This window comes from Novosphingopyxis iocasae (assembly GCF_014334095.1).
GTDB classification, from domain to species: domain Bacteria; phylum Pseudomonadota; class Alphaproteobacteria; order Sphingomonadales; family Sphingomonadaceae; genus Novosphingopyxis; species Novosphingopyxis iocasae.
Window position 1 is genome coordinate 2,960,798 of record NZ_CP060495.1, and the last position, 25,854, is coordinate 2,986,651.

At 62.5% G+C, this 25,854-nt stretch carries 25 protein-coding genes and 1 tRNA gene; 8 read left to right on the forward strand and 18 right to left on the reverse strand.

Annotated features, from left to right (window positions below):
- Nucleotides 1-12: 12 nt before the first annotated feature.
- Both msrA and H7X45_RS14165 read right to left on the reverse strand, forming a co-directional pair.
- On the reverse strand, nucleotides 13-549 hold the full coding sequence (msrA, locus tag H7X45_RS14160; protein ID WP_187335417.1) for a peptide-methionine (S)-S-oxide reductase MsrA: 537 nt from the start codon (nucleotides 547-549) through the stop codon (nucleotides 13-15).
- Between the two features lie 103 nt (nucleotides 550-652).
- Complete coding sequence (locus H7X45_RS14165) at nucleotides 653-1,672, reverse strand: M48 family metallopeptidase (RefSeq protein WP_187335418.1); 1,020 nt, start codon at nucleotides 1,670-1,672, stop codon at nucleotides 653-655.
- Nucleotides 1,673-1,905: 233 nt separating this feature from the next.
- Between H7X45_RS14165 and H7X45_RS14170 the strand changes: the two genes are divergently transcribed.
- Nucleotides 1,906-2,397: a hypothetical protein gene (locus H7X45_RS14170; RefSeq protein WP_187335419.1), complete on the forward strand. Its 492-nt coding sequence runs from the start codon at nucleotides 1,906-1,908 to the stop codon at nucleotides 2,395-2,397.
- Between the two features lie 50 nt (nucleotides 2,398-2,447).
- Nucleotides 2,448-3,338, forward strand: a complete 891-nt coding sequence (locus tag H7X45_RS14175; RefSeq protein ID WP_187335420.1) for a polysaccharide deacetylase family protein — start codon at nucleotides 2,448-2,450, stop codon at nucleotides 3,336-3,338.
- A gap of 86 nt (nucleotides 3,339-3,424) precedes the next feature.
- Here the strand turns inward: H7X45_RS14175 and rpoC are convergent, their stop codons facing one another.
- Nucleotides 3,425-7,675 (reverse strand): DNA-directed RNA polymerase subunit beta', encoded by a 4,251-nt coding sequence (gene rpoC, locus H7X45_RS14180; RefSeq protein ID WP_187335421.1) that lies wholly within the window; start codon nucleotides 7,673-7,675, stop codon nucleotides 3,425-3,427.
- A gap of 83 nt (nucleotides 7,676-7,758) precedes the next feature.
- On the reverse strand, nucleotides 7,759-11,934 hold the full coding sequence (gene rpoB, locus H7X45_RS14185) for a DNA-directed RNA polymerase subunit beta (RefSeq protein ID WP_246449480.1): 4,176 nt from the start codon (nucleotides 11,932-11,934) through the stop codon (nucleotides 7,759-7,761).
- 285 nt (nucleotides 11,935-12,219) lie between these two features.
- Between rpoB and H7X45_RS14190 the strand changes: the two genes are divergently transcribed.
- A complete protein-coding gene (locus H7X45_RS14190) occupies nucleotides 12,220-12,444 on the forward strand; it encodes a DUF3072 domain-containing protein (protein ID WP_187335422.1) in 225 nt (74 codons plus the stop codon).
- An 83-nt stretch (nucleotides 12,445-12,527) separates the two neighbouring features.
- On the opposite strand, the gene H7X45_RS14195 is transcribed toward H7X45_RS14190, so the two are convergent.
- The 4 genes from H7X45_RS14195 to H7X45_RS14210 all read right to left on the reverse strand — a co-directional run bounded on the left by H7X45_RS14195 (nucleotide 12,528) and on the right by H7X45_RS14210 (nucleotide 16,242).
- On the reverse strand, nucleotides 12,528-13,574 hold the full coding sequence (locus H7X45_RS14195) for an ATP-grasp domain-containing protein (RefSeq protein ID WP_187335423.1): 1,047 nt from the start codon (nucleotides 13,572-13,574) through the stop codon (nucleotides 12,528-12,530).
- Nucleotides 13,571-14,761, reverse strand: a complete 1,191-nt coding sequence (locus tag H7X45_RS14200) for a tyrosine/phenylalanine carboxypeptidase domain-containing protein (RefSeq protein WP_187335424.1) — start codon at nucleotides 14,759-14,761, stop codon at nucleotides 13,571-13,573. The genes H7X45_RS14195 and H7X45_RS14200 overlap by 4 nt, the downstream gene beginning before the upstream one ends.
- Nucleotides 14,758-15,588: an N-formylglutamate amidohydrolase gene (locus H7X45_RS14205; protein WP_187335425.1), complete on the reverse strand. Its 831-nt coding sequence runs from the start codon at nucleotides 15,586-15,588 to the stop codon at nucleotides 14,758-14,760. Before H7X45_RS14205 ends, H7X45_RS14200 begins: the two co-directional genes overlap by 4 nt.
- Nucleotides 15,589-15,687: 99 nt before the next feature.
- Complete coding sequence (locus H7X45_RS14210) at nucleotides 15,688-16,242, reverse strand: adenine phosphoribosyltransferase (RefSeq protein ID WP_187335426.1); 555 nt, start codon at nucleotides 16,240-16,242, stop codon at nucleotides 15,688-15,690.
- Nucleotides 16,243-16,414: 172 nt separating this feature from the next.
- On the opposite strand from H7X45_RS14210, the gene H7X45_RS14215 reads away from it, so the two are divergent.
- The 3 genes from H7X45_RS14215 to H7X45_RS15290 are packed head-to-tail and all read left to right on the forward strand — an operon-like array spanning nucleotide 16,415 to nucleotide 17,282.
- Nucleotides 16,415-16,945 carry a DUF2975 domain-containing protein gene (locus tag H7X45_RS14215; protein ID WP_187335427.1) on the forward strand — a complete coding sequence of 177 codons (531 nt, stop codon included), beginning with the start codon at nucleotides 16,415-16,417 and terminating at the stop codon, nucleotides 16,943-16,945.
- A complete protein-coding gene (locus H7X45_RS14220) occupies nucleotides 16,945-17,148 on the forward strand; it encodes a helix-turn-helix domain-containing protein (RefSeq protein WP_187335428.1) in 204 nt (67 codons plus the stop codon). Before H7X45_RS14215 ends, H7X45_RS14220 begins: the two co-directional genes overlap by 1 nt.
- A gap of 11 nt (nucleotides 17,149-17,159) precedes the next feature.
- The gene (locus tag H7X45_RS15290; protein ID WP_281385177.1) at nucleotides 17,160-17,282 is read left to right on the forward strand and encodes a hypothetical protein; all 123 of its coding nucleotides are present in this window, start codon (nucleotides 17,160-17,162) and stop codon (nucleotides 17,280-17,282) included.
- Nucleotides 17,283-17,448: 166 nt separating this feature from the next.
- On the opposite strand, the gene rplL is transcribed toward H7X45_RS15290, so the two are convergent.
- Together rplL and rplJ are read right to left on the reverse strand one after the other, a co-directional pair.
- Nucleotides 17,449-17,823: a 50S ribosomal protein L7/L12 gene (gene rplL / locus H7X45_RS14225; protein ID WP_187335429.1), complete on the reverse strand. Its 375-nt coding sequence runs from the start codon at nucleotides 17,821-17,823 to the stop codon at nucleotides 17,449-17,451.
- A 75-nt stretch (nucleotides 17,824-17,898) separates the two neighbouring features.
- Nucleotides 17,899-18,414 carry a 50S ribosomal protein L10 gene (gene rplJ, locus H7X45_RS14230; protein ID WP_187335430.1) on the reverse strand — a complete coding sequence of 172 codons (516 nt, stop codon included), beginning with the start codon at nucleotides 18,412-18,414 and terminating at the stop codon, nucleotides 17,899-17,901.
- Nucleotides 18,415-18,840: 426 nt separating this feature from the next.
- On the opposite strand from rplJ, the gene H7X45_RS14235 reads away from it, so the two are divergent.
- Nucleotides 18,841-19,710, forward strand: a complete 870-nt coding sequence (locus tag H7X45_RS14235) for an SDR family oxidoreductase (RefSeq protein ID WP_187335431.1) — start codon at nucleotides 18,841-18,843, stop codon at nucleotides 19,708-19,710.
- Nucleotides 19,711-19,741: 31 nt separating this feature from the next.
- Here H7X45_RS14235 and H7X45_RS14240 read toward each other — a convergent pair whose 3' ends face one another.
- From H7X45_RS14240 to H7X45_RS14250, 3 genes are read right to left on the reverse strand one after another with little or no spacing between them, the layout of a single operon-like run.
- Complete coding sequence (locus H7X45_RS14240; RefSeq protein WP_187335432.1) at nucleotides 19,742-20,992, reverse strand: adenosylmethionine--8-amino-7-oxononanoate transaminase; 1,251 nt, start codon at nucleotides 20,990-20,992, stop codon at nucleotides 19,742-19,744.
- Nucleotides 20,989-21,612 (reverse strand): dethiobiotin synthase, encoded by a 624-nt coding sequence (gene bioD / locus H7X45_RS14245; protein WP_187335433.1) that lies wholly within the window; start codon nucleotides 21,610-21,612, stop codon nucleotides 20,989-20,991. Before bioD ends, H7X45_RS14240 begins: the two co-directional genes overlap by 4 nt.
- Nucleotides 21,609-22,730: an 8-amino-7-oxononanoate synthase gene (locus H7X45_RS14250; protein WP_246449481.1), complete on the reverse strand. Its 1,122-nt coding sequence runs from the start codon at nucleotides 22,728-22,730 to the stop codon at nucleotides 21,609-21,611. Before H7X45_RS14250 ends, bioD begins: the two co-directional genes overlap by 4 nt.
- A gap of 133 nt (nucleotides 22,731-22,863) precedes the next feature.
- Here H7X45_RS14250 and H7X45_RS14255 point away from each other — a divergent pair, with 133 nt between their 5' ends.
- A complete protein-coding gene (locus H7X45_RS14255; protein WP_187335435.1) occupies nucleotides 22,864-23,466 on the forward strand; it encodes an SDR family oxidoreductase in 603 nt (200 codons plus the stop codon).
- A gap of 59 nt (nucleotides 23,467-23,525) precedes the next feature.
- Here H7X45_RS14255 and rplA read toward each other — a convergent pair whose 3' ends face one another.
- The 5 genes from rplA to H7X45_RS14280 form a co-directional block, all read right to left on the reverse strand.
- Nucleotides 23,526-24,224 carry a 50S ribosomal protein L1 gene (rplA, locus tag H7X45_RS14260; protein ID WP_187335436.1) on the reverse strand — a complete coding sequence of 233 codons (699 nt, stop codon included), beginning with the start codon at nucleotides 24,222-24,224 and terminating at the stop codon, nucleotides 23,526-23,528.
- A gap of 4 nt (nucleotides 24,225-24,228) precedes the next feature.
- Nucleotides 24,229-24,660: a 50S ribosomal protein L11 gene (gene rplK, locus H7X45_RS14265; protein ID WP_187335437.1), complete on the reverse strand. Its 432-nt coding sequence runs from the start codon at nucleotides 24,658-24,660 to the stop codon at nucleotides 24,229-24,231.
- Nucleotides 24,661-24,833: 173 nt separating this feature from the next.
- The gene (nusG, locus tag H7X45_RS14270) at nucleotides 24,834-25,367 is read right to left on the reverse strand and encodes a transcription termination/antitermination protein NusG (RefSeq protein ID WP_187335438.1); all 534 of its coding nucleotides are present in this window, start codon (nucleotides 25,365-25,367) and stop codon (nucleotides 24,834-24,836) included.
- A 21-nt stretch (nucleotides 25,368-25,388) separates the two neighbouring features.
- On the reverse strand, nucleotides 25,389-25,586 hold the full coding sequence (gene secE, locus H7X45_RS14275; protein ID WP_187335439.1) for a preprotein translocase subunit SecE: 198 nt from the start codon (nucleotides 25,584-25,586) through the stop codon (nucleotides 25,389-25,391).
- Nucleotides 25,587-25,756: 170 nt separating this feature from the next.
- Nucleotides 25,757-25,832, reverse strand: a tRNA-Trp gene (locus H7X45_RS14280).
- Nucleotides 25,833-25,854: the final 22 nt, after the last annotated feature.

Genomic DNA, 25,854 nt, shown 5'->3' on the forward strand with positions numbered 1-25,854 from the left:
GATCTGGATTGGTCAGGCCGTTTCACGCAGCCTGTCGGCGAAGCCCTTCTTCAGCTTCTGAAGCTTGGGCGGGATCACCGCCATGCAGTAGGGATTGCCTTGCCCTTCGCCGTCCCAATAATCCTGATGATAATCCTCGGCAGGATACCAGGTGGTCGCTTCCTCGATAGTGGTGACGATTTCGCCCGAATGGTCCTTGGCTGCCCGGTCGATCGCGGCTTCGGCTTCCGCTTGCTGGTCATCGTCCAGCGGGAACATGGCGCTGCGATATTGGGTGCCGACATCATTGCCCTGGCGGTTGAGCTGCGTTGGGTCGTGCGTCGCGAAGAAGATATCTGCCAGATCGCCATAGGAGATGACAGCGGGATCATAGGTGACGCGGATTGCCTCGGCATGGCCGGTCGTGCCGGAGCAGACTTCGCGATACGTCGGATTGTCGACATGGCCGCCGATATAGCCGCTTTCGACTGCGCTAACGCCGCCAAGCTGCTTGAACACCGCTTCGGTGCACCAGAAGCAGCCGCCGGCAAATATGGCCTGTTCGCTCATGGGAGAGTTCCTTCCTGAAAATCACTTGTCCAGAAGATGGTGGCGGCAAGGGCCGTGGGCAAGGCCGCGGGTTTTGACGCGTCATGCCTAATGTCTGGAGAGACTATTTCAGGGAGGGGAGCGGCTGCGTCAGGATCGGTGGAACCTTCGCTCCATCGCGCGTGGCGGCGGTGGGCAGGCGCGCGATCTCCTCGTCAATCGCTTTGGCGCGTTCCTTCCAGCGTGCATGCGTGCCATCGCTGATCAGCCCCTCGCCATGTTCGCGGCCAAAACGCTCCCAGAAGCGGATCGCGCTGGCGGGATCGTAACCGGCATTGGCGAGCAGCCAGACCGACAGCCGGTCCGCCTCCTCCTCGGTCTGCCGGATGCGGCGTGGGTTCTTGCCGAACATTCGCCCGATGCCACGCTTGATGTCAACGGCGTTCAGCCGCTCGCGATGGCGCAGGACATTGTGGGCAAATTCGTGCGCGACGACGGCCGCGAGCTGCCCTTCGCCATCGGGAGCACCCAGCGCATATTGCATAAGCGGCAGGTTCACGCTGACCATCCGCCCATCCGCGCCCGCATCATAACCTTTCTCGATCAACAGCTGAAAGCGCGTGGCACAGGCGGGGGCTGGGGTCAGCGTGATCGAAAGGGGACGGCCGTGACGCAGAAGATCGAGCGTAACGGGGTGGCCTGCCGAAGTGGCGGCGGCAAAAGCGTCCGCGATGCGCTGGATGCGCGTATAGGGATCGTCCGTCAGCCCCTCGGTCATCGCGTCGATGCGCTGCGTCTGCGTATCGTGGTGGAGGGCAACCAACGCGTCGCCGGGCACAATAGCAGCGGCCGCTCCAGGGCTGCCTGGCACCACCGCTTCGACTTCGACCGGACTTTCAAACGCGAACACGCCAGCAATCGCCTCGCGATCCCCATATTGCGCGATGTCGTGCAATTGCAGGCCGGTTGCGCCGTCCAGCCGCTCGCACAGCGGCGCGTTTGCGGTGGCGAGGCGGTATCCGATGGTGGCGAGCTGTCCGTCCATCGCCTGCAATTCGTGATAGGGCGAGGCATATTGCGACGCGGCAGCAGGCGTCGGTCCGAGCGTCGAAATCGCGATAAGCAGAGGGACGAGGGCACGCATGAGCCGCCTTCTAGCGCGGCATCGCTGAATGTGCAGCAACCTCCGCAAAGCAGTCCTTGGGCGCCCATCGATGCGCGCCGTCGCCGCGTGCAGCAGAAGGCGAGCCATAAGAAGATAATAGGGATCAGCCGGGCGCTATAGCAGCGGACCTTTCTTTAAACGGAACCTGTCGTTACTACTGCGCGCTGCTGTCAGGCCAGACCGCGCCACCGTCCAGTAGAAAGGCTTCAGCAATGACACCGGAACGCAAGGCGCTAATCGCTAGCGTCAGTATTTTTCTGTTCGGCGGGCTCGGCTATTGGGCCAATGGCCTCATCTATTCCAGCGCCAAAGCGCTCGATATGATCGAAACGCTGCGCGGTTCAGCCCTCTATCTGGGCAGTGCCATGGCCACCAGCTCGGGCACCACCCTGGCTTTGATGCTCACGCTCGTCGGTTTCATGATGCGTCTCGATACCGAGTTCGACCGTTCGGTGTACAAGCGGATCAAGAATATTGCGCTGTTCAGCACGCTGTCGCTGGCGGGATCGGTGATCCTGCTCCTGGTGCTGACGCTGCCGATCGGCCAGTTCGAGAAGGTGCCTGCGCAATGGTATCCGATCCTTTACACCGTGATCTACACGCTGGTGATCTTCCTCGCGGGTCTGCTGGTGGGTACCGTGACGCTGGTGTTCGGCACCGTGCTTTTGTTGATTCAAAACGTGACGCCGGGCGACGAAGCCTAGTCGCCTGATCGCCCCGGGCACGTTTCCGGCGGCTGCGCGTTCGCAGCGCCATGAAACCTCAACATCACCGGTATCCCTATAGTGCAATCGTCGATCGCCCTTCGTTCGATTGGCCCGATGGACGCCGTGTCGCGCTCTACATCGGCGTAAACCACGAAGTCTTCCACTTCGGCGACGGGCTGGGTGCGACGCTGGCGCCCTCTCAGACCGAGCCTGATGTGATGAACTACGCCTGGCGCGATTACGGAAATCGGGTGGGCGCGTGGCGCATGTTCGATCTCTTCGACGAGCTGGACCTGAAGGCCACCGCGCTCGTGAACGCCGAACTGGTCGAGCGTTGCCCGCGGCTGGTGGAAGCGTGTCGCGACCGGGGGGACGAGATCGCCGCGCACGGCATGACCAATGCCGAAGCGCAGGGGGCGATGAACGAAGCGGCAGAACGCGCGATGATCGAGCGGACGACGCAAGCGCTCGCCTCGATGGGCGCAAGACCGCGCGGTTGGCTCGGCCCATGGATATCGCAAAGCGAGCATACGCCCGATCTGCTCGCGGAGGCGGGCTACGACTATCTGCTGGACTGGGCGCATGACGATCAGCCGGTCTGGTTCGAGACGCGGTCCCGGCCCATCCTGTCGGTGCCCTATTCGCAGGAGATCAACGACATTCCGGCGATCGTCGCGCGCCAGCAGGAGGCGGAAGGCTTTGCCACAATGATCGAGCGCGCGGTCGAGCAGCTATTGGTCGACGGCCGGAAACATCCGGTGGCGCTGGGCATAGCGCTGCATCCCTATGTGATGGGCCAGGCACACCGCCTTCCGGCCCTTCGCGATGTGTTGACAAGGCTGCGCGAACGTACGGACGACGGCATCTGGTGGACCACCGCGGGGGAAATTGCCGACCATTATCGGCGGATCGAGAGCGCGAACGACACAAGCCGATAGCTTCAAGGCTCAGCCAACCAATGAAAAAGCCCGCCGGAGCGTCTCCGGCGGGCTTTTTCTTTTTCGAACCGAAAAGCTTGGGAAGCTTATTCCGGAGCCGGGCCTTCGCCAGCGCTGTCGGTGACGACTTCACCGAGCGGATCGCTAGTCGCCACAGCGGCGTCCGCGTCCTGCTTCAGTTCGGCCTCATGCTCTTCGGCGGCAGTCTGCGCGGCGATGAGCTCTTCCTGGATCTTGCGCTGCTGGGCACGTAGCGCCGTATCGCGGCTGTTGGCCGCAATGCGCACGCGGTTCATCGCCGCGCCGGTACCGGCGGGGATGAGGCGGCCCACGATCACATTCTCCTTGAGGCCCGTCAGCACGTCCTTCTTTCCTTCGACCGCGGCCTGCGTGAGCACGCGCGTGGTTTCCTGGAACGAAGCGGCCGAGATGAACGAGCGCGTCTGCAGCGAGGCCTTGGTGATGCCGAGCAGCACCGGCTTGCCTTCCGCAGGCGTCTTGTTCTTGCCCAGCTTGGCGTTGATCGCGTCCATCTCCTCACGGTCGACCTGCTCTCCGGGAAGGAGAGTGGTGTCGCCGCCGACGGTGATCTCAACCTTCTGCAGCATCTGACGAACGATCGTCTCGATGTGCTTGTCGTTGATCTTCACGCCCTGCAGTCGATAGACTTCCTGGATCTCGCTAACCAGGAACTCGGCCAGCGCCTCGACGCCCATGACTTCCAGGATGTCGTGCGGGTTCGGAGAACCGCCGATCAGGTTATCGCCCTTGCGGACGAAATCGCCTTCCTGAACGTCCAGCACCTTGGTCTTGGGGATCAGATACTCGACCGGATCGCCCTCTTCCGGAACGATCGCGATCTTGCGCTTGGCCTTGTAGTCGCGAACGAACTCGACCTTGCCGGAGATCTTGGCGATGATCGACACATCCTTCGGGATGCGCGCCTCGAACAGCTCGGCAACACGCGGCAGACCGCCGGTGATGTCGCGCGTCTTGGCAGCTTCGCGGCTGACACGCGCCAGCACGTCGCCCGCTTCCACCTGCTGACCGTCTTCGACCGACAGCATGGTGCCGGGGCCGAGGAGGTACTTCGCAGCTTCGCCCGAATCCTCGTCCAGCAGCGTCAGGCGAGGACGCAGGTCCTCCTTCTTGCCACGGCCGGTTTCGCGATATTCGGTGACGACGCGCTGGGCGATACCCGTCGCTTCGTCGGTCTGCTCGGTCAGCGTCTTGTTGTCGACCAGATCCTGGAACTTCACCATGCCCGGCTTTTCCGTGATCACCGGCTGGGTGAACGGATCCCACTGGGCGAGCTTGTCGCCAGGCTTCACGCTGTCGCCATTGTCGACATCCAGCACCGTACCATAAGCGATGCGGTGGACGGCCAGCTCGCGGCCTTCCTTGTCCGTGATGACCAGCTCGCCGGAGCGGCTCATCGCCAGACGGCGGCCACGCTTGTCGACGATCGTCGGCAGGTCGCGCAGTTCGATCACGCCTTCATGGCTGGCTTCGAGGTTGGACTGCTCGTTGAGCTGCGCTGCGCCGCCGATGTGGAACGTCCGCATCGTCAGCTGGGTGCCGGGCTCACCGATTGACTGGGCGGCAATCACGCCGACCGCCTCGCCGATGTTCACCGGCGTACCGCGGGCGAGATCGCGCCCGTAGCACTTGCCGCACACGCCGACCTTGGATTCGCAGACCAGCGGGCTGCGGATCTTCAGCGACTGCAGGCCCATCTCCTCCAGCTTGGCGACGGCATACTCGTCCAGCATGGTGCCGGTCTTGTAGATGACCTCACCGTCCTCGACGATGTCTTCGCCGATGGTACGACCCAGCACGCGCTCGCCGAGCGAGGCGATGGTGGAGCCGCCCTGGATGATCGCGCGCATTTCGAGCAGACGCTCGGTGCCGCAATCTTCCTCGACGATGGTGCAATCCTGGCTGACGTCGACCAGACGGCGGGTCAGGTAACCGGAGTTCGCCGTCTTCAGAGCCGTGTCGGCCAGACCCTTACGGGCGCCGTGGGTGGAGTTGAAGTACTCAAGGACGGTCAGGCCTTCCTTGAAGTTCGAGATGATCGGCGTCTCGATGATCTCGCCGCTCGGCTTGGCCATCAGGCCGCGCATACCGGCAAGCTGCTTCATCTGGGCCGGGCTACCACGGGCACCGGAGTGGCTCATCATGTAGATGGCGTTCACTTCGGCTTCGCGGCCATTCTCGTCCTTCGGCGTGGCCTTCAGCTTCTCCATCATGGCGTTCGCCACCTGGTCGCCGCAACGGCTCCAGCAGTCGATAACCTTGTTGTACTTTTCCTGCTGCGTGATCAGACCGTCCTGATACTGCTGCTCATAGTCCGCCACGGTGGCCCGCGCGTCCTCGACCAGCTGAATCTTCTCTTCCGGAATGATCATGTCGTCCTTGCCGAAGGAGATGCCGGCCTTGAACGCGTTGCGGAAGCCCAGCGTCATGATGGCGTCGGCGAACAGCACCGTGTCCTTCTGGCCGGTGTGACGATAGACCTGATCGATCACATCGCCGATTTCCTTCTTGGTGAGCAGGCGGTTGACCAGCTCGAAGGGCACCTTGTGGCTCTGCGGCAGACATTCGGCCAGCAGCATACGGCCCGGCGTCGTTTCGACGCGCTTCATATACTGCTTGCCGTTCTCATCGGCCTGCGGAACGCGGCTGACGATCTTGGAGTGCAGCGACACGGCGCCCACTTCCAGTGCCTGATGCACCTCCGCCATGTCGGACAGCATCATACCTTCGCCGGGCTCACCCTCACGGTCCATCGAGAGGTAGTAGAGACCCAGGATCATGTCCTGTGAAGGAACGATGATCGGCTTGCCGTTGGCGGGCGACAGGATGTTGTTGGTGCTCATCATCAGCACGCGCGCTTCCAGCTGCGCCTCGAGGCTCAGCGGAACGTGCACGGCCATCTGGTCACCGTCGAAGTCGGCGTTGAAGGCCGAGCAGACGAGCGGGTGCAGCTGGATCGCCTTGCCCTCGATCAGCACGGGCTCGAACGCCTGGATGCCAAGACGGTGGAGCGTCGGCGCGCGGTTCAGCATCACGGGATGCTCGCGGATCACCTCGTCCAGGATGTCCCAGACTTCCTTGCGCTCCTTCTCGACCCACTTCTTCGCCTGCTTCAGCGTCATGGAGAGACCCTTGGCATCGAGACGGGCGTAGATGAACGGCTTGAACAGCTCGAGCGCCATCTTCTTGGGCAGGCCGCACTGGTGCAGCTTGAGTTCCGGCCCGGTCACGATGACCGAACGGCCCGAATAGTCGACGCGCTTACCGAGAAGGTTCTGACGGAAGCGGCCCTGCTTGCCCTTCAGCATGTCGCTGAGCGACTTCAGGGGACGCTTGTTGGCACCCGTGATCGTGCGCCCGCGACGGCCATTATCGAACAATGCGTCGACCGATTCCTGCAGCATGCGCTTTTCGTTGCGCACGATGATGTCCGGTGCGCGCAGCTCGATGAGGCGCTTTAGGCGGTTGTTGCGGTTGATCACGCGGCGATAGAGATCGTTCAGATCCGACGTCGCGAAGCGGCCACCGTCCAGCGGCACCAGCGGGCGAAGTTCCGGCGGAATGACCGGCACGACTTCCAGGATCATCCATTCCGGGCGGTTGCCGGAATCGATGAAGCTCTCGACGACCTTCAGGCGCTTGATGATCTTCTTGGGCTTGAGCGTGGACTTGGTCGTCTCCAGCTCTTCCATCAGATCGTCGCGCTCACGTTCCAGATCGAGATCCATGAGCATGATCTTGACCGCTTCCGCGCCGATGCCGGCGGAAAAGGCGTCTTCGCCATATTCGTCCTGCGCTTCGAGCAGCTCGTCTTCGGTGAGCAGCTGGAACTTCTCCAGTGCGGTGAGGCCCGGCTCGATCACGACATAGTTTTCGAAGTATAGGATGCGCTCGAGCTGCTTCAGCTGCATGTCGAGCAGCAGGCCGATGCGGCTCGGCAGGCTCTTCAGGAACCAGATATGCGCAACCGGCGCGGCCAGCTCGATATGGCCCATACGCTCGCGGCGGACCTTGGTGACGGTCACCTCGACGCCGCACTTTTCGCAGACGATGCCCTTGTACTTCATGCGCTTGTACTTGCCGCACAGGCACTCATAATCCTTCACCGGACCGAAGATCCGGGCGCAGAACAGGCCGTCACGCTCGGGCTTGAACGTACGATAGTTGATCGTCTCCGGCTTCTTGATCTCGCCGAAGGACCAGCTGCGGATGCGCTCGGGGCTCGCGAGACCGATCTGGATCTCGTCGAACGTTTCGGGTTTGGCGACCGGATTGTTGAATTTGCTCAGTTCGTTCATTTTTGTTCCTCTTTGGACCGATAGGCCCATTCAGATACTGTCAGGGTCGGTTGGGGAGGGCGGCCGCGTGGCCGCCCCGACCCTTATTCGGCCGCCTGCGGAAGCGCGTCCGGACCGTCCTCGCCGTCTTCGCTGTCGTAGCTGCGCAGATCGACGTTGAGGCCGAGCGAGCGCATTTCCTTCACGAGCACGTTGAAGCTTTCCGGAATGCCCGCCTCGAAGGTGTCGTCGCCCTTGACGATCGCCTCGTAGACCTTGGTGCGGCCGATCACGTCGTCCGACTTCACCGTCAGCATTTCCTGCAGCGTGTAGGCGGCGCCGTAGGCCTGGAGCGCCCAGACCTCCATCTCACCGAAGCGCTGGCCGCCGAACTGCGCCTTACCGCCCAGCGGCTGCTGGGTAACGAGGCTGTACGGCCCGATGGAACGGGCGTGGATCTTGTCGTCCACCAGGTGGTGCAGCTTCAGCATGTAGATGTAGCCGACGGTCACCTTGCGGTGGAAACGATCGCCTGTGCGTCCGTCGTAGAGCGTGACCTGGCCCGAGGTATCGAGCCCGGCGCGCTCCAGCATTTCGGACACGTCCGCCTCGCGCGCACCGTCGAACACCGGGGTGCCCATGGGAACGCCGAAGGTGGTGTGCTCGGCCAGATCGATGATCTCGGCATCCGAACGCGCCTTGATCTCCTCGTGGTAATCCTCGCCATAAGCGGTGAGCAGACGCTCACGGATCGCCTCGGGCGGGGAGCCCGCTTCCGGATTGGGGTTGGCATGGCGCCAGGCGTCCAGATCCTGCTGGATCTGCTGCCCCAGACCGCGTGCGGCCCAGCCCAGATGCGTCTCGAAGATCTGTCCGACGTTCATGCGCGAAGGCACGCCCAGCGGATTCAGCACGATATCGGCATGCGTCCCGTCTTCGAGGAACGGCATGTCCTCGATCGGCAGGATGCGGCTGATGACGCCCTTGTTGCCGTGACGGCCGGCCATCTTGTCGCCCGGCTGCAGCTTGCGCTTCACCGCCACGAAGACCTTGACCATCTTGAGCACGCCGGGAGCCAGCTCGTCGCCGCGCTCCAGCTTCTCGCGCCGGTCCTCGAACTTCTCGACGATCAGCTTCACCGCTTCGTCATACTGCGCCTTCACCGCTTCGAGGTCCGACTGGACCTTGTCGTCGGCAACGGCGAACTTCCACCATTCGTGCTTCTCGGTCTCTTCCAGAAGCTCTTCGGTCAGCTCGCTGCCCTTCTTCACGCCCTTGGGCGCTGCGGTGGCGGTCTGGCCGACCAGCATCTCGCGAAGCCGGTTGTAGGTGGCGCGGTTCAGAATGGCGCGTTCGTCCTCGCGGTCCTTCGCAAGGCGTTCGATTTCCTCACGCTCGATCGCCAGGGCGCGTTCGTCCTTGTCGATGCCGTGACGGTTGAACACGCGAACCTCGACCACCGTGCCGGCAACGCCGGGCGGCAGACGCAGCGAGGTGTCACGCACGTCGGACGCCTTCTCACCGAAGATGGCGCGCAGAAGCTTTTCTTCCGGCGTCATCGGGCTTTCGCCCTTCGGCGTGATCTTGCCACACAGGATATCGCCCGGATGCACTTCGGCGCCGATATAGACGATGCCCGCTTCGTCGAGGTTGCGCAGCGCTTCCTCGCCCACATTGGGGATGTCGCGGGTGATGTCTTCCGGCCCAAGCTTCGTATCGCGGGCCATGATCTCGAATTCCTCGATATGGATCGAGGTGAACACATCGTCCTTCACGATACGCTCGGAGATCAGGATCGAGTCCTCGTAGTTGTAGCCGTTCCAGGGCATGAACGCGACGAGGCTGTTCTTGCCGAGCGCCAGCTCACCCAGCTCGGTCGAGGGACCGTCGGCGATGATGTCACCGGCGGCCACATGCTCGCCCACCTTCACCAGCGGGCGCTGGTTGATGCAGGTGTTCTGGTTCGAACGCTGGAACTTCTGCAGACGGTAGATGTCCACGCCGGACTTGCCGGCTTCGACCTCGCCCGTCACGCGGATCACGATACGGGTGGCATCCACCTGATCGACGATACCGGCGCGCTTCGCGCCGATCGCCGCGCCCGAATCCCGGGCCACGGTGGCTTCCATGCCGGTGCCGACCAGCGGCGCCTCGGCGCGCACCAGCGGCACGGCCTGACGCTGCATGTTGGCGCCCATCAGCGCGCGGTTGGCGTCATCGTTTTCCAGGAACGGAATCAGCGACGCACCGACCGACACCAGCTGCTTGGGGCTGACGTCCATCAACGTGATGATGTCGCGCGGCGCCATCAGGAATTCGCCCGCCTGACGGCTGGAGACGATATCCTCGACGAACGCACCGTCTTCGGTCAGCTCGGCATTGGCCTGCGCCACCGTGTGCTTCTGCTCTTCCATCGCGGAGAGATAGACCACTTCGCTGGTGACCTTGCCGTCCTTCACGAGGCGGTAAGGCGTCTCGATGAAGCCGTATTTGTTGACGCGGCTGAACGAGGCGAGCGAGTTGATCAGGCCGATGTTCGGGCCTTCCGGCGTCTCGATCGGGCAGATGCGGCCATAATGCGTCGGGTGAACGTCGCGGACTTCGAAGCCCGCGCGCTCACGCGTCAGACCGCCCGGCCCAAGGGCCGAAACGCGGCGCTTATGGGTGACTTCCGACAGCGGGTTGGTCTGGTCCATGAACTGCGAGAGCTGCGAGGAACCGAAGAACTCACGCACGGCAGCCACAGCGGGCTTGGCGTTGATGAGGTCGTTCGGCATCACGGTCGACACGTCGACCGAGCTCATGCGCTCCTTCACGGCGCGCTCCATGCGCAGCAGGCCAACGCGGTATTGGTTTTCCAGCAGCTCGCCCACCGAACGCACGCGGCGATTGCCGAGATTGTCGATATCGTCAATCTCGCCCTTGCCGTCCTTCAGGTCGACCAGTTCCTTCACCACGGCGAGGATGTCCTCGGTACGCAGCGTCGTGACCGTATCCTCGGCATCGAGGTCGAGGCGCATGTTCAGCTTCACGCGGCCCACGGCCGACAGGTCGTAACGCTCGGGATCGAAGAACAGGCCTTCGAACAGCGCATCGGCGGTCTCGCGGGTCGGCGGCTCGCCGGGGCGCATGACGCGGTAGATCGCGTCGAGACCCATGTCGCGGTTCTCGGCCTTGTCGGCCTTCAGCGTGTTGCGGATCCAGGCGCCGGTGCTGAAATGATCGATGTCGAGCAGTTCGAGCGTCTTGATCTTGGCGTCGTCGAGCTTTTCCAGATTCTCCGCGGTGACTTCGTCGCCCGCTTCGATGTAGATTTCACCCGTCTTCTCGTTGATCAGATCGAACGCGCTGTAGCGGCCGAAGATTTCCTCGGTCGGGATCAGCAGCTCTTCCATGCCGTCATTCTGCGCCTTCTTGGCGGCGCGCGGCGTGATCTTCTGACCGGCGGCGAACACGACTTCGCCGGATTTCGCGTCGACGATGTCGAACGCCGGCTTCTGGCCGCGCCATGCTTCGGCAACGAACGGGATCTTCCAGCCGTCCTTGGCACGCTCGAACGTCACGCGGTCGTAGAAATGACCCAGAATCTGCTCGTCGTCCATGCCGAGGGCATAGAGCAGCGTCGTCACCGGCAGCTTGCGCTTACGGTCGATACGGACGTTGACGATGTCCTTGGCGTCGAATTCGAAATCGAGCCACGAACCGCGATAGGGGATCACGCGTGCGGCAAACAGGAACTTGCCGGACGAGTGGGTCTTGCCGCGGTCATGATCGAACAGGACGCCCGGCGAACGGTGCATCTGCGAAACGATGACGCGCTCGGTACCGTTGATGAAGAAGGTGCCGTTCGACGTCATGAGCGGCATGTCGCCCATGTAAACGTCCTGCTCCTTGATATCGAGCACGGAGCGGGCTTCGGTGTCGGGATCGACCTCGAACACGATGAGGCGCAGCGTCACCTTCATCGGCGCGGCATAGGTGATGCCACGCTGGCGGCATTCCTCGACGTCGAACTTGGGGTCTTCCAGCTCGTAATGCACGAAATCGAGCTCGGACGTTCCGGCGAAATCGCGGATCGGGAAGACGCTGCGCAGCGTCTTTTCCAGGCCCGACACATAATCGATGGACGGATCGGAGCGCAGGAACTGCTCATAGCTCTCGCGCTGAACCTCGATCAGGTTCGGCATCTGGATGACTTCGTGAATATCGCCGAAGATCTTCCGGATGCGCTTCTTGCGCGTGGGAACATCGACCATCGTGTCGGAAAGCTTGGTTGCCATGTCGGTTTGTGCCTCGTTGAGCCGCAATAAATGTCTCGAAGCGCTGGGGCCGAATACGCGAAAAGGCCGCACGGCTTACTCCCCGGAAGGAGGCCTGCAGCTGTTTCTAACGCATCGGTAGAACCGACCGATCAATTCTTGAGGTGCGCTGCGCGACGGCGACCTGTCCCGATCGGGGCGGTTGAGCTTGGATATAGGGCAGTGGAGCCATTTGGTCAAGCTGGCCGGGAACCGAATGGCGCTCATAGGGTTGGGAAGAACAAACGGAAAACGAAAGGCCAAGAAATGACCGATCATATCGAAAATCCGAAATTGGAGGATCATCCAGCAGACAATGCCGAGAAAGATCCGGAAAACTGGGTGACCGGTGATGAGCCTATGACGGGCGCGCAGAAAAGCTACCTGACCACGCTGTGCGAGGAGGCTGGCGTTGAGCTGCCCGAAAAGGGCATGACCAAGGCCGAAGCTTCCGAGCGGATCGACGAGCTGAAAACCAAACTCGGAAAATAACGCTTCGCAATGCCGAAAAAAACCGCCGCCTCGGCACGAGCTGGGGCGGCGGTTTTTCTGTGGGCAGGAAGCGCGTTGCCGCGTCAGATCACCGCAAGCTGCCGGTTGGTCAGCTTGCCGCCATATTGTTTCTGCAGGCGCACCTTACGGGCCAGATCTTCGATGATGACCTTTGAAAAGTCCACGTCGGTCAGGTCTTCGATATAGCTGAGGCCGCCCGGCGTATCGACGTTTACTTCCATCATCTTGTCGCCCGCGATATCGAGCCCGGCGAGGTACATGCCGTCGTCGATCAGCTTGGGGCCGACGATCTCGGCAACTTTCAGCATGTCGTCGGTCGGCTCGATCATCTCCACGCCGCCGCCGGCCGAAATGTTGGAGCGCATGTCCTCACTCTGCGAAAAGCGGCGCATGATCGCGTAGCAATTGTCCACCTTCAGAGGACGTCCGTTCAAGGTGATCATGCGAACATCGCCTTCGGCCGCTGCGGGGAGATATTCCTGAATGATGGCAAGGCCGTCGCGTGTCACAGCCTCGATGATCTGGTTGAGGTTCTTCTTATTGCCCTCATCGATGATGAAGACGCCCTGGCCGCCCGATCCCTGCAAAGGTTTGATGACGCCTTTTCCGTCATGCTTTTCCAGGAAGGATTTGATCTCGTTCGCCTCGCGCGTGATGCAGGTGGCGGCGCGCACCTCTTCGGGGAAATTCTGGAAATAGGTCTTGTTCACCGCATCGGTGAGATTTTCCGGATCGTTCAGCACGATCACCCCGTGGCTGGCCGCAACCTGCGCGAATAGCAGGCCCGCGGGCGGCGCCCAGTCGCGCTCGCCAAGCTCCTCGGCAGGGTCGGAGCGCAGCATGAGGACATCATAATCTTCCACGCAAATGCGCTGCTTTGCGTTTTCCGGATCGTGAAGATGCTTCAGATAATTGGTGTCGTTCTTGAACTTCTTCTGCTGGCCAACGGTCGCCATCGCACAGATCGAACCCTCGGCATCGTAGATAAAGTCGCCCAAGCCGATCAGTGCGACCTCATGGCCTTGCGCACTGGCCTTTCGCGCCAGGCGGATCGTCGTGTAATTGTCCTGCTCGGTCGCCACGTCGTTGACGGCAAATGCTATTTTCATGACTCGGAACTCTCTTGATATAGCTGCGTGATATCGAGCGTGCGGACACGGTCGAGGCGTTTCATGGCGTCGAGATCATCGAGGTAGCGCGGGAGCAGATCCGGCTTCAGCAACAGTCCTTCGTCGATCAGCCGCTCCAGCGTGTGAAGCTGCTTCAGCGCGAACTTGCCGACAAACAGGATCTCGAAATCACCGCCATTGGCGAGATAATCCATGATCTCCATGATCCCGCGCAGGTAGACCGCGTCCTTGGTCAGCCCGCCGCCGCGCTTGGCGCGCAAAGCGGTGTGAAAGGCGCTATGCTCATCGAGTTTATAGTCCTCGTACAGCGTCGCGAAGATTTCCGGCATCTCGCAATCGAGCACCGCCATATGCGCTGCTTCCACGCGCGCCGCGAGCACGCGCAGGCGGGAGGCGGGCAGGTAGCCGCACAGATATTCGGCGAGGACGGCAAGTCCTTCCTGCATCCGGTCATAATCGGCGAGGCCGCATTCCAGCACGCGGAGCGGTTGCAGGCGGCCATTGTGACGGGTGACGCTGTGCGTGCCGATCTCATGCGCCAGGAGTGGGATGATGCGCGCGCGCTCGATCTCGTAATCGCAGGCGACATGCAGATTGCCCTGTATGGTGACGAGCTGCGTGCCGCGATTGGGGTTTTTCACCACCTTCTGCCGAAAGTCGGAGCTCCGCTCACGATAGGCGGCCATTTCTTCCTCGCCGCATGCGATCACCGCGTCGGCGTCCGCATCGCGCGGACCGGCATCGATCACCGGCACCTCATCGCGAATGGTGCGCGCTGCGGCGAGCAGGCTTTCGGACACATTGCCGAACAGGTCCAGACTGGTCAGGACGAAGCCGGGCCTGTCGCGAAAACGCACGAGCTCGATCTGCCGATCCAGTTCGCGCTGTTTCTCGATCAACAACGCCTCGAACATCGGGCTATCGAAATCATGGAAGTGCAGCGACAGAAGCTCGCGCCGCATATCGGTGAGATCATCCGGCAGCGCCTCATACTCGAAGGCCGGTGCCTTCTTGAAGCCGCTGTCCTTGAAGCCCGTCCAAATCGCATCGATATTGGTCGGCGTCAGACGGCCGAGCCAGTCGATCTCGTCTTCCAGTTTCTCGAGATGCTCATCGATCCGCAGCGTCTGCGGGTGCAGTTCGATCGCGTCCTGTGCCTCGCTCATCGGCCCGCCTCCGCCATGTTCCTGAGTGTGGCACGAGCACCCTCCACCGCGAGCAGCAATCCCTGGCGAAGATGCTGGAGCGCGAAGATGTCCGCCTCTTCGCTCCATTCGTCCATAAAAATCTTTTTATATTCCAGCGTCATGACACAGGCATCCGGCCCGTAGATGCTGTGCAGCCATTCGGGAAAATTGCCGCCATCTTCCCAGCGGACGTTGATGCCAACCGATGGCGCGCTGCCATTCACCGGCACGCTGCCCAGCGTCTCGGCAAATTGATCCAGCAGATCGCCGTAGACATCCTTGTTCAGTGTGGTCGCGCCGATATCGATATCCGGGTTCTTTTCGGCCGGGGCAGGCGCGCCATCCGGCCCTTCGCGTTTGAAATTATAGCTGTGAATGTCGAGGAGCAGGATGCGGCCATGCTCCTTGATCCGATCATCGCACAACCGCCGCATCGCGCGGTAAAAGCGATCGTGAATTTCGCGGCTCTTCTCCATAAGCTCATCGGGCAGCGCGTCGTCCCAGATGCGCAAGTCCCAGGTCTTGGCCGGATCGCGTGTGATGCAGATATCGCGCGGGCGATTGAGATCGCATTCGAAGCGCGAGACATTGGCGCGCACGCTGGTATCGGCCACGGTCAGGAAGTAATCGGTGAGAGGGTCTTCCTCGCGCAGGCGGCCCTTGTCCTCGATCACAAGGTAAGGCTTCAGCTCTTCACGGATGCGATGTCCGGAATGGATGGCGGTGGCGATGATAGGGCCTTCGCCGGTCTGGACCTGCCAGTCGGCCCCGTCGGGCGTGGTTGTATCGGGAGAGTAACGGTTCATATGCCCACCAATGGGCGGGCGCGCGATTGGTTCACCGGGCCGCGCCGCCGGGCGTTCCTTAATCCGGCAAGGGCGGCACTTATTCGCTAAGTGCTTGGCTTATTCCCCCGCAAACGCGATCAGGTGCCGTTCGTCGATGCCCGCTTCGCGCAACCGGGCTGCGCCGCCCAGATCGGGCAAATCGATCACGAACAGCGCCGTCTCCACCACCGCGCCTGCGCCGCGCAGCAGCTCTACCGCTGCAAGCGCCGTGCCGCCAGTCGCGATCAGGTCATCCACCAGCAGCACGCGCTGGCCGGGCCGCACGGCATCGGCATGCATTTCAATCCGATCGGTGCCATATTCCAGCATATAGTCGATGCCCACGCGCTGGCCCGGCAACTTGCCCGGTTTGCGCAGCATGATTTTGCCAAGGCCCAGTACGTAGGACAGGGCCGAGGCAATGATGAAGCCGCGCGCCTCGAGCCCTGCGATCAGATCATAGTCTTCCCCTTCGACCAGCGCGGCGAGCCGATCGATCGTCTGCCGGAACCCATCGCCATCAAGAAGCAGTGTGGAGATATCGCGAAACAGGATGCCGGGCTTGGGATGATCGGGAATGGTCCGCACTAGCGCGGCGAGATCGGCGTTATCGGTCGCGGAGGCATCGGTCATCGGCATCTATTCCGGCGTCGGGAGAGGAGCTTTCGTGAAGCCGCACGCCCCGCGCCTGTCAAGCGAAGCGATGGAGCCACGTCCTGCACGATATCGTAATTCGATAAATCCGCTTGCCAGCCTGTGAGATAAGATATATCGAAAATCAATAAGTGATTTATCGGAGGACAATATGAACGAACCCATGAACGACGGTGTTCTAAAGGCTGCCGCCATCATCATCCTGATCTTTCGCACGCTGATGTGGATTGCGTTCGGTGCGCTCCTGATCCTTCTTCCGGTCCTGTGGATCTATGGCGGCAATTTCGACAGCGAGATCCTGAAGGCCGGTGCAGACTCGTCCGATCCGATGATAAAGATGATGATAAGCGTCGTGATGGCAGGGGCGGCTGCGGTGATCTTCCTTTTCATTCGTTTCCTCACCGAACTGCAGGGCATCGTTGCATCGGTGGGGCAGGGCGATCCGTTCGCACGGGAAAATGCGCGGCGGTTACGGCGCATGGCTTGGCTCGCACTGGCGATGGAAGTGGGTGCCGTCGTGCTGGGGCTGATGGGCCTGTGGGCGGCCGCTTATTCAGACAAGATCGATATCGATTTCGACATTTCGGTTACAGGCATCCTACTCATCTTACTTTTGTTCGTGCTGGCCCGGGTGTTCGAGCGCGGCGCGGACATGCGCGAGGAAATCGAGGCCACGGTCTAATGGCAATTCAAGTGCGCCTCGATGATCTTCTGCACGAGCGGCGGATGACGCTGACCGAATTGGCTGACCGCGTTGGAATCACGCTTGCTAATCTGTCGATCCTGAAGACGGGCAAGGCCAAAGCTGTGCGTTTTTCAACGCTGGAGGCAATTTGCGATGCGTTGGATTGTCAGCCGGGTGATCTTTTGATATATTCGCGCTAAGGGAGAATAGCATGCCGAAACTTGGTGTTTTGTTGCTCGCGGGGGCTCTGCTCGGCCTTGCTGGTTGTGCGGAACAGAGCGAGAGCGGACAGAAGGAGAAGCCGACCTACTCCATCCCCGTGCCACTGGCCTGAGCGACTTCGCTTTCGCAAGCTATTAAGGCGGCCCCGCGGGAGCCGCCTTTTTTGTGCCCGAAGCCGGGCGCGCCTTGCGGGTCGCGGGCCCAATAAAAAAGGCGGTCTCCACCGGGGAGACCGCCCTTTTTCGTAATCATGTTCCGGCCCGGGAGGCCGGAGCTAATTACTTCAGCTCGACGGTGCCGCCAGCTGCTTCGATCTTGCTCTTGATCTCTTCGGCTTCGGCCTTGTTCACGCCTTCCTTGATCGGCTTGGGCGCGCCTTCGACGAGAGCCTTGGCATCGGTGAGGCCCAGGCCGGTGATGGCGCGGACTTCCTTGATGACCTGGATCTTCTTGCCACCGTCGCCGGTGAGAACCACGTCGAACTCGTCCTTTTCTTCAGCAGCGGCTTCACCGCCACCGGCTGCCGGGGCCGCAACGGCCACGGCTGCGGACGCGGACACGCCCCACTTCTCTTCGAGGGCCTTGGAAAGCTCGGCGGCTTCCAGGACGGTGAGTTCGCTCAGCTGTTCTACGAGCTTTTCGATGTCTGCCATGTTCAATACGCTCCGTTTTTCTAATCTATCTACGCCGCTGCCAGAAGGGCAGCCGGCTTTGGTTCAATGGTAGTTTTATGCGGCTTCCTTGGCGCCATAGGCACCGAAGACGCGGGCCAGCTGGCCGGCCGGCTCGGCGACGACGCGGGCGATCTTGGTTGCCGGAGCCTGGATGAGGCCGACGATCGTTCCACGCAGTTCATCGAGCGAGGGCATGGACGCCAGGGCTTTGACACCGTCCGCATCGAGCAAGGTCTCACCCATCGCACCGCCGACAATTTCAAGCTTGTCGTTGGTTTTGGCGAACTCGATCGCAACCTTGGCGGCAGCGACAGGGTCCGACGATGTGGCGAGCGCCGTCGGACCGGTCAGCATGTCGCTGATCTGGCCGTAGGGCGTTCCGTCGAGAGCGATACGGGCAAGGCGGTTCTTGGCGACCTTGTAGCTGGCGCCGGCTTCACGCATCTGAGAGCGCAGTTCGGTGGACGCTGCCACCGTAAGCCCCAGATTGCGCGTGACGACGACCACGGCAGCATCGTTGAACGTGGCGTTCAGCGATTCAACCGACTCGGTCTTTTCAGCACGGTTCATGCTTTTCTCCTTGTCCATGAAGAGCCGATCGGAACCGGTTCTCCACACGCGAAAATCGAACAGGGCAGCGGGCCGCCCGGCTCGTTACGATATGTCCGTGGGGAAAAGGTGAGCCACGCGCCGCCGCGAAGAACGGGATGCGATGGCAGGGGCGGCGGTGCCGCGCCCAAATTTCAACTGTCCCCGTCTAGGCTGGAAATTAAGCCCCCCAAATCAGGGGCACCGGCTGTCTCGGACGGTGAGCGACCGGCAGAGCCGATCAGTCGGGGCGGGTAATTAGCGTTCGGCGCGGTAAAGTCAAGCGCAGCTCCGTAGGACTGCCCGCCCACCGAACCTATGTTGAATGGAAAAATGCGCGGGCGGCGCGAACTGCGCAAGGCGGCGGACGTTGCCCTTTCCGAACCCCTGAAGGAAAGGCACGCACTCATGAGCGACAAGCATCAGTTCATCGAGCCCATCGACGAAGAGCCCCGGATGCCGGGCTCCGAAGCGGACATGGATGACAAGCCGGAATGGCGTCCACGTTATGCCGGTTCCGACCGGCTGAAGGGCAAGACCGCGATCGTTACCGGCGCGGACAGCGGCATCGGCCGCGCGGTTGCCGCACTCTTCGCGCGCGAAGGCGCCGATATCGCGATCGTCTATTATGCCGAAGAGGAAAGCGAGGACGCGCGCCGAAGCAAGAAAATCGTCGAAGAAGAAGGACGCAAGGCGATCCTCCTGCGCGGTGATCTCGGCGACAGCGATTTCGCGCGCGACGTGATTCAGCAAGTGATGGATGAGTTCGGCCAGCTGGACCTGCTGATCAACATCGCGGGCGAACAGCATCCGGATTACAAGCTAGAGGATATTACGGAAGAGCAGCTGCGCCGGACCTTCCAGTCCAACATCTTTTCCATGTTCTTCCTCACCCAGGCCGCACTGCCGCACATGAAAAAGGGCGCGGCGATCGTGAACTGCACCAGCGTCACCATGTATCAGGGGCAGCCGATCCTGCTCGATTACAGTTCGACCAAGGGGGCGATCACCGCTTTCACGCGCTCGCTGAGCCAGAATGTGATGGACCGCGGCATTCGCGTGAACGCCGTGGCGCCCGGCCCGATCTGGACGCCGCTCAACCCCTATGGCGGTCAGCCGCCGGAAGAAATGGACGATTTCGGTGAAGACACCCCCATGGGGCGTTTCGGCCAACCCAATGAGGTGGCGCCGAGCTTCCTGTTCCTGGCTTGCGAGGATGCCAGCTATATGAGCGGCCAGGTGCTCCACCCGAACGGCGGCATGATCGTTCAGAGCTGACGCGGTTCCCGATAAGCCCGCGACCGCGTCGTCACCCGGCGACGCGGTCGATCACTTCGTCGATCGCTGTGTAAACCGCATCGAGCTGCTCCTCGCTTATGCAATAAGGCGGCATCACATAGACCGTGTTGCCCAGCGGACGCAGCAGCACGCCGCGTTCGCGGAACATTGCCAGCATGGTGGGCGCAAGGTTGGATAGATAGCCTTCCGCCGCGCCGACTTCGAAGGCTGCGATGGTGCCGATCTGCCGGGGATTGCGTGCCGCCGGGTGCCGCGCGAGCGTGGCCAGCCGCGTGACCTGCCGCCGGGACAGCGTGGCGATGCGCTCTCGCACCGGCTCCTCGCGCCAGATCGCGAGGTTGGCATTGGCCGCGGCGCAGGCGATCGGATTGGCGGTGTAGCTCGATGAGTGAAAGAACATGCGCCCGCGATCCTGGCTGTAATGCGCCTCGTAGATCGGCTCGCTCGCCATCGTCACCGCAAGCGGGATCGCGCCGCCGGTGAGGCCCTTGGAGAGGCAGAGGATGTCGGGCACAACCCCGGCTTGTTCGCAAGCCAGCAGCGTGCCGGTGCGGCCCCAGCCGGTCATTACCTCATCGGCGATGAATAGCGTGCCGTGCCGTGCGCAGATGCGGGCCATTTCCGCCAGGGTATCCGCACCATATGTCAGCATGCCGCCCGCGCCGAGCAGCAGCGGCTCGACGATGAAAGCGGCGGCACCTTCGCGGCAGGCGGCATCAAGCGCGTCCAGCGCCGCCTGCTCCGCGCCCGTGGCGGGAAAAGGGATGGAGGTGACGTCGAACAGCAGCGGCTGATAGGCGCGGTTGAACGCGCCGCGCGCGCCGACCGACATCGTGCCGATCGTATCGCCATGATAGCCATGGTCCATCACGACGATGCGGTGCCGGTCCTCGCCTCGATGCAGCCAGTAGCCGAGCGCCATCTTCAGCGCGACTTCGACGCTGGTAGAGCCCGAGTCGGAGAAGAACACGCGCGTCAGGCTGTCCGGCATGATGGCGCGCAAACCCGCCGCGAGGGTCTCGGCAGGCTCGTGCGTCCAGCCCGCAAAAATAATCTGATCCAGCCGCGCGGCCTGATCGGCGATGGCGGCGGCGATGCGCGGGTTGGCATGGCCGTGCGTCGTCACCCACCAGGATGAGATCGCGTCGATCATCTCTGCGCCGCCCTCCAGATGCAACACCGCACCTTTGGCGGAGGCGACCTGCGGGATCGGCTCGCCGAGACCATGCTGCGTGAACGGGTGCCAGATGGAGGAGGTCACGCGAACTGCGCCAGATCGAACGCATCCGCAAAGGCGGCGGCCAGAGTGTCAGGCGTCAGCGGATCGAGCATGGGCAGTCGACCCAGCCGCGCCACGCCGCTGATCGCGCAGATGGTATCCTCGCTGTCCGGTTCCGGTTCGCCGATGAAGGCGATGCCGAGGATGGATACTTTGCGCGAAAGCAGGGCCTCAATGGTCAGCAGGCTGTGATTGATCGTGCCGAGCGCGGTGCGCGCGACGATGATGGTGGGGGCTCCCCAACGCGCGAAGAGATCGGCGTAGAGCAGATCGCGCGTCACCGGTACCAGCGCGCCGCCCGCGCCCTCGACCACCAGCGGCCCCGCAATATCCGGCAAATCGAGCTGTGCCGGATCGATCGTCACGCCGTCGATCTCGGCCGCGCGATGCGGCGAGCAGGGCGTGGTGAGACGGTAAGCCTCGGGCAGAATCTTGTCTTTTGGCACACCCAAGGCGGCAACGCGGCCGCTGTCGCTGCCGTCGTCGAGGCCCGCCTGTACCGGCTTCCAGTAATGCGCCCCCAGCGCAGCGGCGAGGCCCGCGGCGAAGACGGTCTTGCCGATGTCGGTATCGGTACCGGTGACGATGAGAGGGCGGTTCATAGAAGCTCCTTCAAGGTATCGGCCAGCGCGTGGATCGCGGCCTCGTCGGTGTTGAGCGTGATCGACACCCGCAACCGCGCGGTACCCGGTGGGACCGAGGGCGGGCGGATGCCGCGCACGTCGAAGCCGCGGGCCTGCAATGCAGCGGCGACGGTCATGCAATGGGTGTCGTCGCCCAGGATGATGGGCTGGATATGCGTTCCGCCTGGCGTGATGCCGAGCGGTGCGAAGGCGGTCTTTGCGGTGGCGATCAATGTCCGCAGGCGTGTCCGGCGCTCATCCGCCATCGCCGTCGCTGCCAGTGCCGCGCGCACGACCGCCGCCATGAGCGGGGAGGGGGCGGTGGAGAAAATGAAGCTGCGGCCCCGGTTGATCAGGAAATCGCGCAACGGCGCGGGCGCCAGGATCAGCGCACCTTCGCACCCCAAAGCCTTGCCGCAGGTGGCCAGCAGCACCGCGTTTTCGTGACCCTGTATCTCGGCAGCCAGCCCGCGCCCCTGCGGGCCGCATGCGCCGACGGCATGCGCCTCGTCGACCAGCAGCATGGTGCTCTCGCGTTCTGCCAATGCGGCGAACTCGGCGACCGGCGCTGTATCTCCGTCCATGCTGTAGAGCGTCTCGAACGCGATCCAGACGGTGCCGCGCCCGCCCTCGCGCCGCCACTCCGCGATCGCAGCCTCGGCGGCGGCCACGTCATTATGCTCGAACGAGCGGGCCGGGGCGCGGGACAGCCGCATCCCCTCATGTGCGCTGGCGTGGATCAGCGCGTCGTAGAGAATCAGGTCATCCGGTTGCGGCAGCGTGGCGAACAGCAGGCTGTTGGCGGCAAATCCTGACCCAACATAGAGCGCCGATGGCGCGCCGAAGAAGCGCGCAGCCTCTTCTTCCAGCGCCTGATGTTCCGATCCGTGACCGCGCAGCAGCCGCGACCCGCCTGAGCCCAGCGGCACCCCGCGTTCGAGCGCAGCGATCGCCGCGCCGCGCAGAACGTCCGACCCAGCAAGGCCGAGATAGTCGTTGGACGAAAAGTCCCGGCCCGCGGGCAGGGCCAGCGTGCGGCGGCGGCCTGCCTGCTCCAGGCGCTGGATATCCTGCTGGTAGAAATCGAGAAATGTCACGGCGGCACCGTCCCTAGGCGAGGCGAGCCGGGCTGCAAAGGCTTGCCGCGCCGGACGACTGCTAAGCCAGCCGGTGGAACGGCGGGCCCACCCATGCGTCCTCCATTTGTCTCTCCCAGCACAGGAAAATCCCATGAAAGTTCTCATCGCCGGTGCCACCGGCCTTACCGGCCAGCGCGTCGTCCGCCAGTTGCTCGATGCCGGTCACCAGCCCGTCGCGCTCGTCCGCGATAGCTCCGATACCTCGGTGCTCGCCGATGGCTGTGAAACGCGCGACGGCGATCTCACCGATCTGGCGGACGATGTCTGCAAGGGCATGGACGCGGTAATTTTCGCCGCCGGATCGGGCGGCAGCACCAGCGCCGAAATGACCGACAAGGTGGACCGCGACGGTGCGATCGCCTTGATCGACTCCGCGAAGGCGGCGGACGTGAAACGCTTCGTGATGCTGAGCTCGCGCGGTGCGGAGAAACCCGATCCGGACTCCAAGCTGTACCATTATCTGCAGGCCAAGCACGCGGCGGACGAGCATCTGAAAGCATCGAGCCTGACATATTCCATCGTCCGCCCGGTGACGCTGACGAAGGAAGACGGCAGCCGGGACATCCGCATGGGCGAAGACGTCGATATCGAGGGCAAAGCGGCGCGGGGCGACGTGGCGGCGGTTCTGGTGCGCGCGCTCGACGACGAGGCACTGAAGAACAAGGCCTATCTGATGGATTCCGCAGACACCTGATATGAAGAAGGCCGGGCGTCGCCGCCCGGCCTCTTTTCGATCTCAGATCGGTTTGGCGCTTATGCGCCGGGGACGTCGGCCAGATCGACCTTCACGCCCGGGCCCATGCTGCTGCTGAGCGAGACCTTGCGGACATATTTGCCCTTGGAGCCGCTCGGCTTGGCCTTGGCGATCGCGTCGGTGAACGCGTCGAAGTTCTTGCGCAGCTCGGCATCGGGGAAGCTGGTCTTGCCCAGCGAACCGTGGATGATGCCGGCCTTTTCCACGCGGAACTGCACCTGACCGGCCTTGGCGGCCTTCACGGCGCCCTCGACATCGGGGGTGACGGTGCCAAGCTTCGGGTTCGGCATCAGGCCCTTGGGACCCAGCACCTTACCGAGGCGGCCGACGACGCCCATCATGTCCGGCGTCGCGATGACGCGGTCATAGTCGAGATTACCGGCCTGCATGTCTTCCATCAGGTCTTCGGCGCCAACCTTGTCGGCACCCGCTGCGGTGGCCGCTTCGGCCTTGTCGCCGCGCGCGAACACGGCAACCTTCATCTCCTTGCCGGTGCCGGCGGGGAGCGAGACCATGCCGCGAACCATCTGGTCTGCGTGACGCGGATCGACGCCCAGGTTCATGGCGACCTCGACCGACTCGTCGAACTTGGCGGTGGCGAGTTCCTTCACCAGCGCGATCGCTTCATCGACGCCGTAGAGCTTCTCGGCATCGACCTTGCCCTCAAGGGCCTTCTGCTTCTTCGTCTGCTTTGCCATTATCTCAGCCCTCCACCACTTCGAGGCCCATCGACGTAGCGGAGCCCTCGATGATCTTGGTTGCCGCTTCGATGTCGTTCGCGTTCAGATCCTTGAACTTCGTTTCGGCGATTTCCTGCAGCTGGCTGCGCTTGATCTTGCCGATGAAGCCCTTGCCGGTGGTGCCGGAGCCCTTCTTCAGATTGGCGGCCTTCTTGATCAGGAAGCTCGCCGGGGGCGTCTTCGTGATGAAGGTGAAGCTGCGATCCGCGTAGACCGTGATCTTGGTCGGGATCGGCATGCCCTTTTCAAGTTCCTGCGTGGCGGCGTTGAACGCCTTGCAGAATTCCATGATGTTGACGCCGCGCTGACCGAGCGCAGGGCCGATCGGCGGGGAGGGATTGGCGGCGCCCGCGGGCACCTGCAGGTTGATGAAACCCGTTACTTTCTTGGCCATGATGGCCTCCTTTCATTCTACCGGGCGCGCAGTGACGAGCCCGATCAACTAAGCGGTACTAGCGGCAGATCATCACCTGCCTCCCGCGCGGTACACCCGCCCCGTGAAGGAGAGGGAATTCTTGGAAGCGCGCGCCCTTAGCGCATGCGCCCGTCCGGCAATAGCCGGAAAGCTTATTTCGCGAGTTCGACCTGTTCGAAATCGAGTTCCACCGGCGTGGCACGGCCGAAGATCGAAACCGACACTTTCACGCGGTTCTTTTCGAAATCCAGCTCTTCCACCACGCCGTTGAAGCTGGCGAACGGACCGTCGAGAACCTTGACCTGATCGCCGATCTCGTAATCGACCGAGACCTTCTTCTTCGGTGCGTTGGCGGCTTCCTCCTTGGTGTTGAGGATGCGCGCGGCTTCGCTTTCGCTGATTGGCTGCGGCTTGGTCGCGCCCAAAAAGCCGGTTACCTTCGGCGTGTTCTTGACGACGTGATAGACATCATCCGTCATCTCCAGCTTCGCCAACACATATCCGGGGAAGAACTTGCGTTCGGACTGAACCTTCTTGCCGCGGCGAACCTCGGTCACGGTTTCGGTCGGCACTTCGACCGACTCGACCAGCTGCGACAGGCCGAGGCGCTCGGCTTCCGCGATGATCGCGTCGCGCACCTTGTTCTCGAAACCGGAATAGGCGTGGATGATGTACCAGCGTTGCATCGGGTCTAAAATCTTTCTCGTTCAGCCGGCGAGCGACAGCAGGAAGTTCACGATCGCGTTGAAGATCGCATCGACGCTGGTGAAGAACACCGCGAGAATCGCCGTCATGATCAGCACCATGATCGCCGTCTGCGTCGTCTCCTGGCGCGTCGGCCAGACGACCTTCGACACCTCGGTGCGCACCTGGCGGAAGAACTCTCCGGGATTGGTCTTGGCCATAGCCTCGTTCGCCTCAGTCATTTCGTGTCTTGCCGGTAAGCGGGATCGCTCCGGGACGCTTTGTCCGGAGCGATATAGGCCCGCATGTCGGAAGAGCCAGCCCTTTAGCGCGCGCGGGGGCCGATGGCAAGGCTTCGCGGCGGCGTACAGGATCGGGAAAGTCCGGGCGGTGGCAGGAGTGGAGGGATTCGAACCCCCGGCATTCGGTTTTGGAGACCGACGCTCTACCAGCTGAGCTACACTCCTATCGCCGGAAGGCGCACCGCTT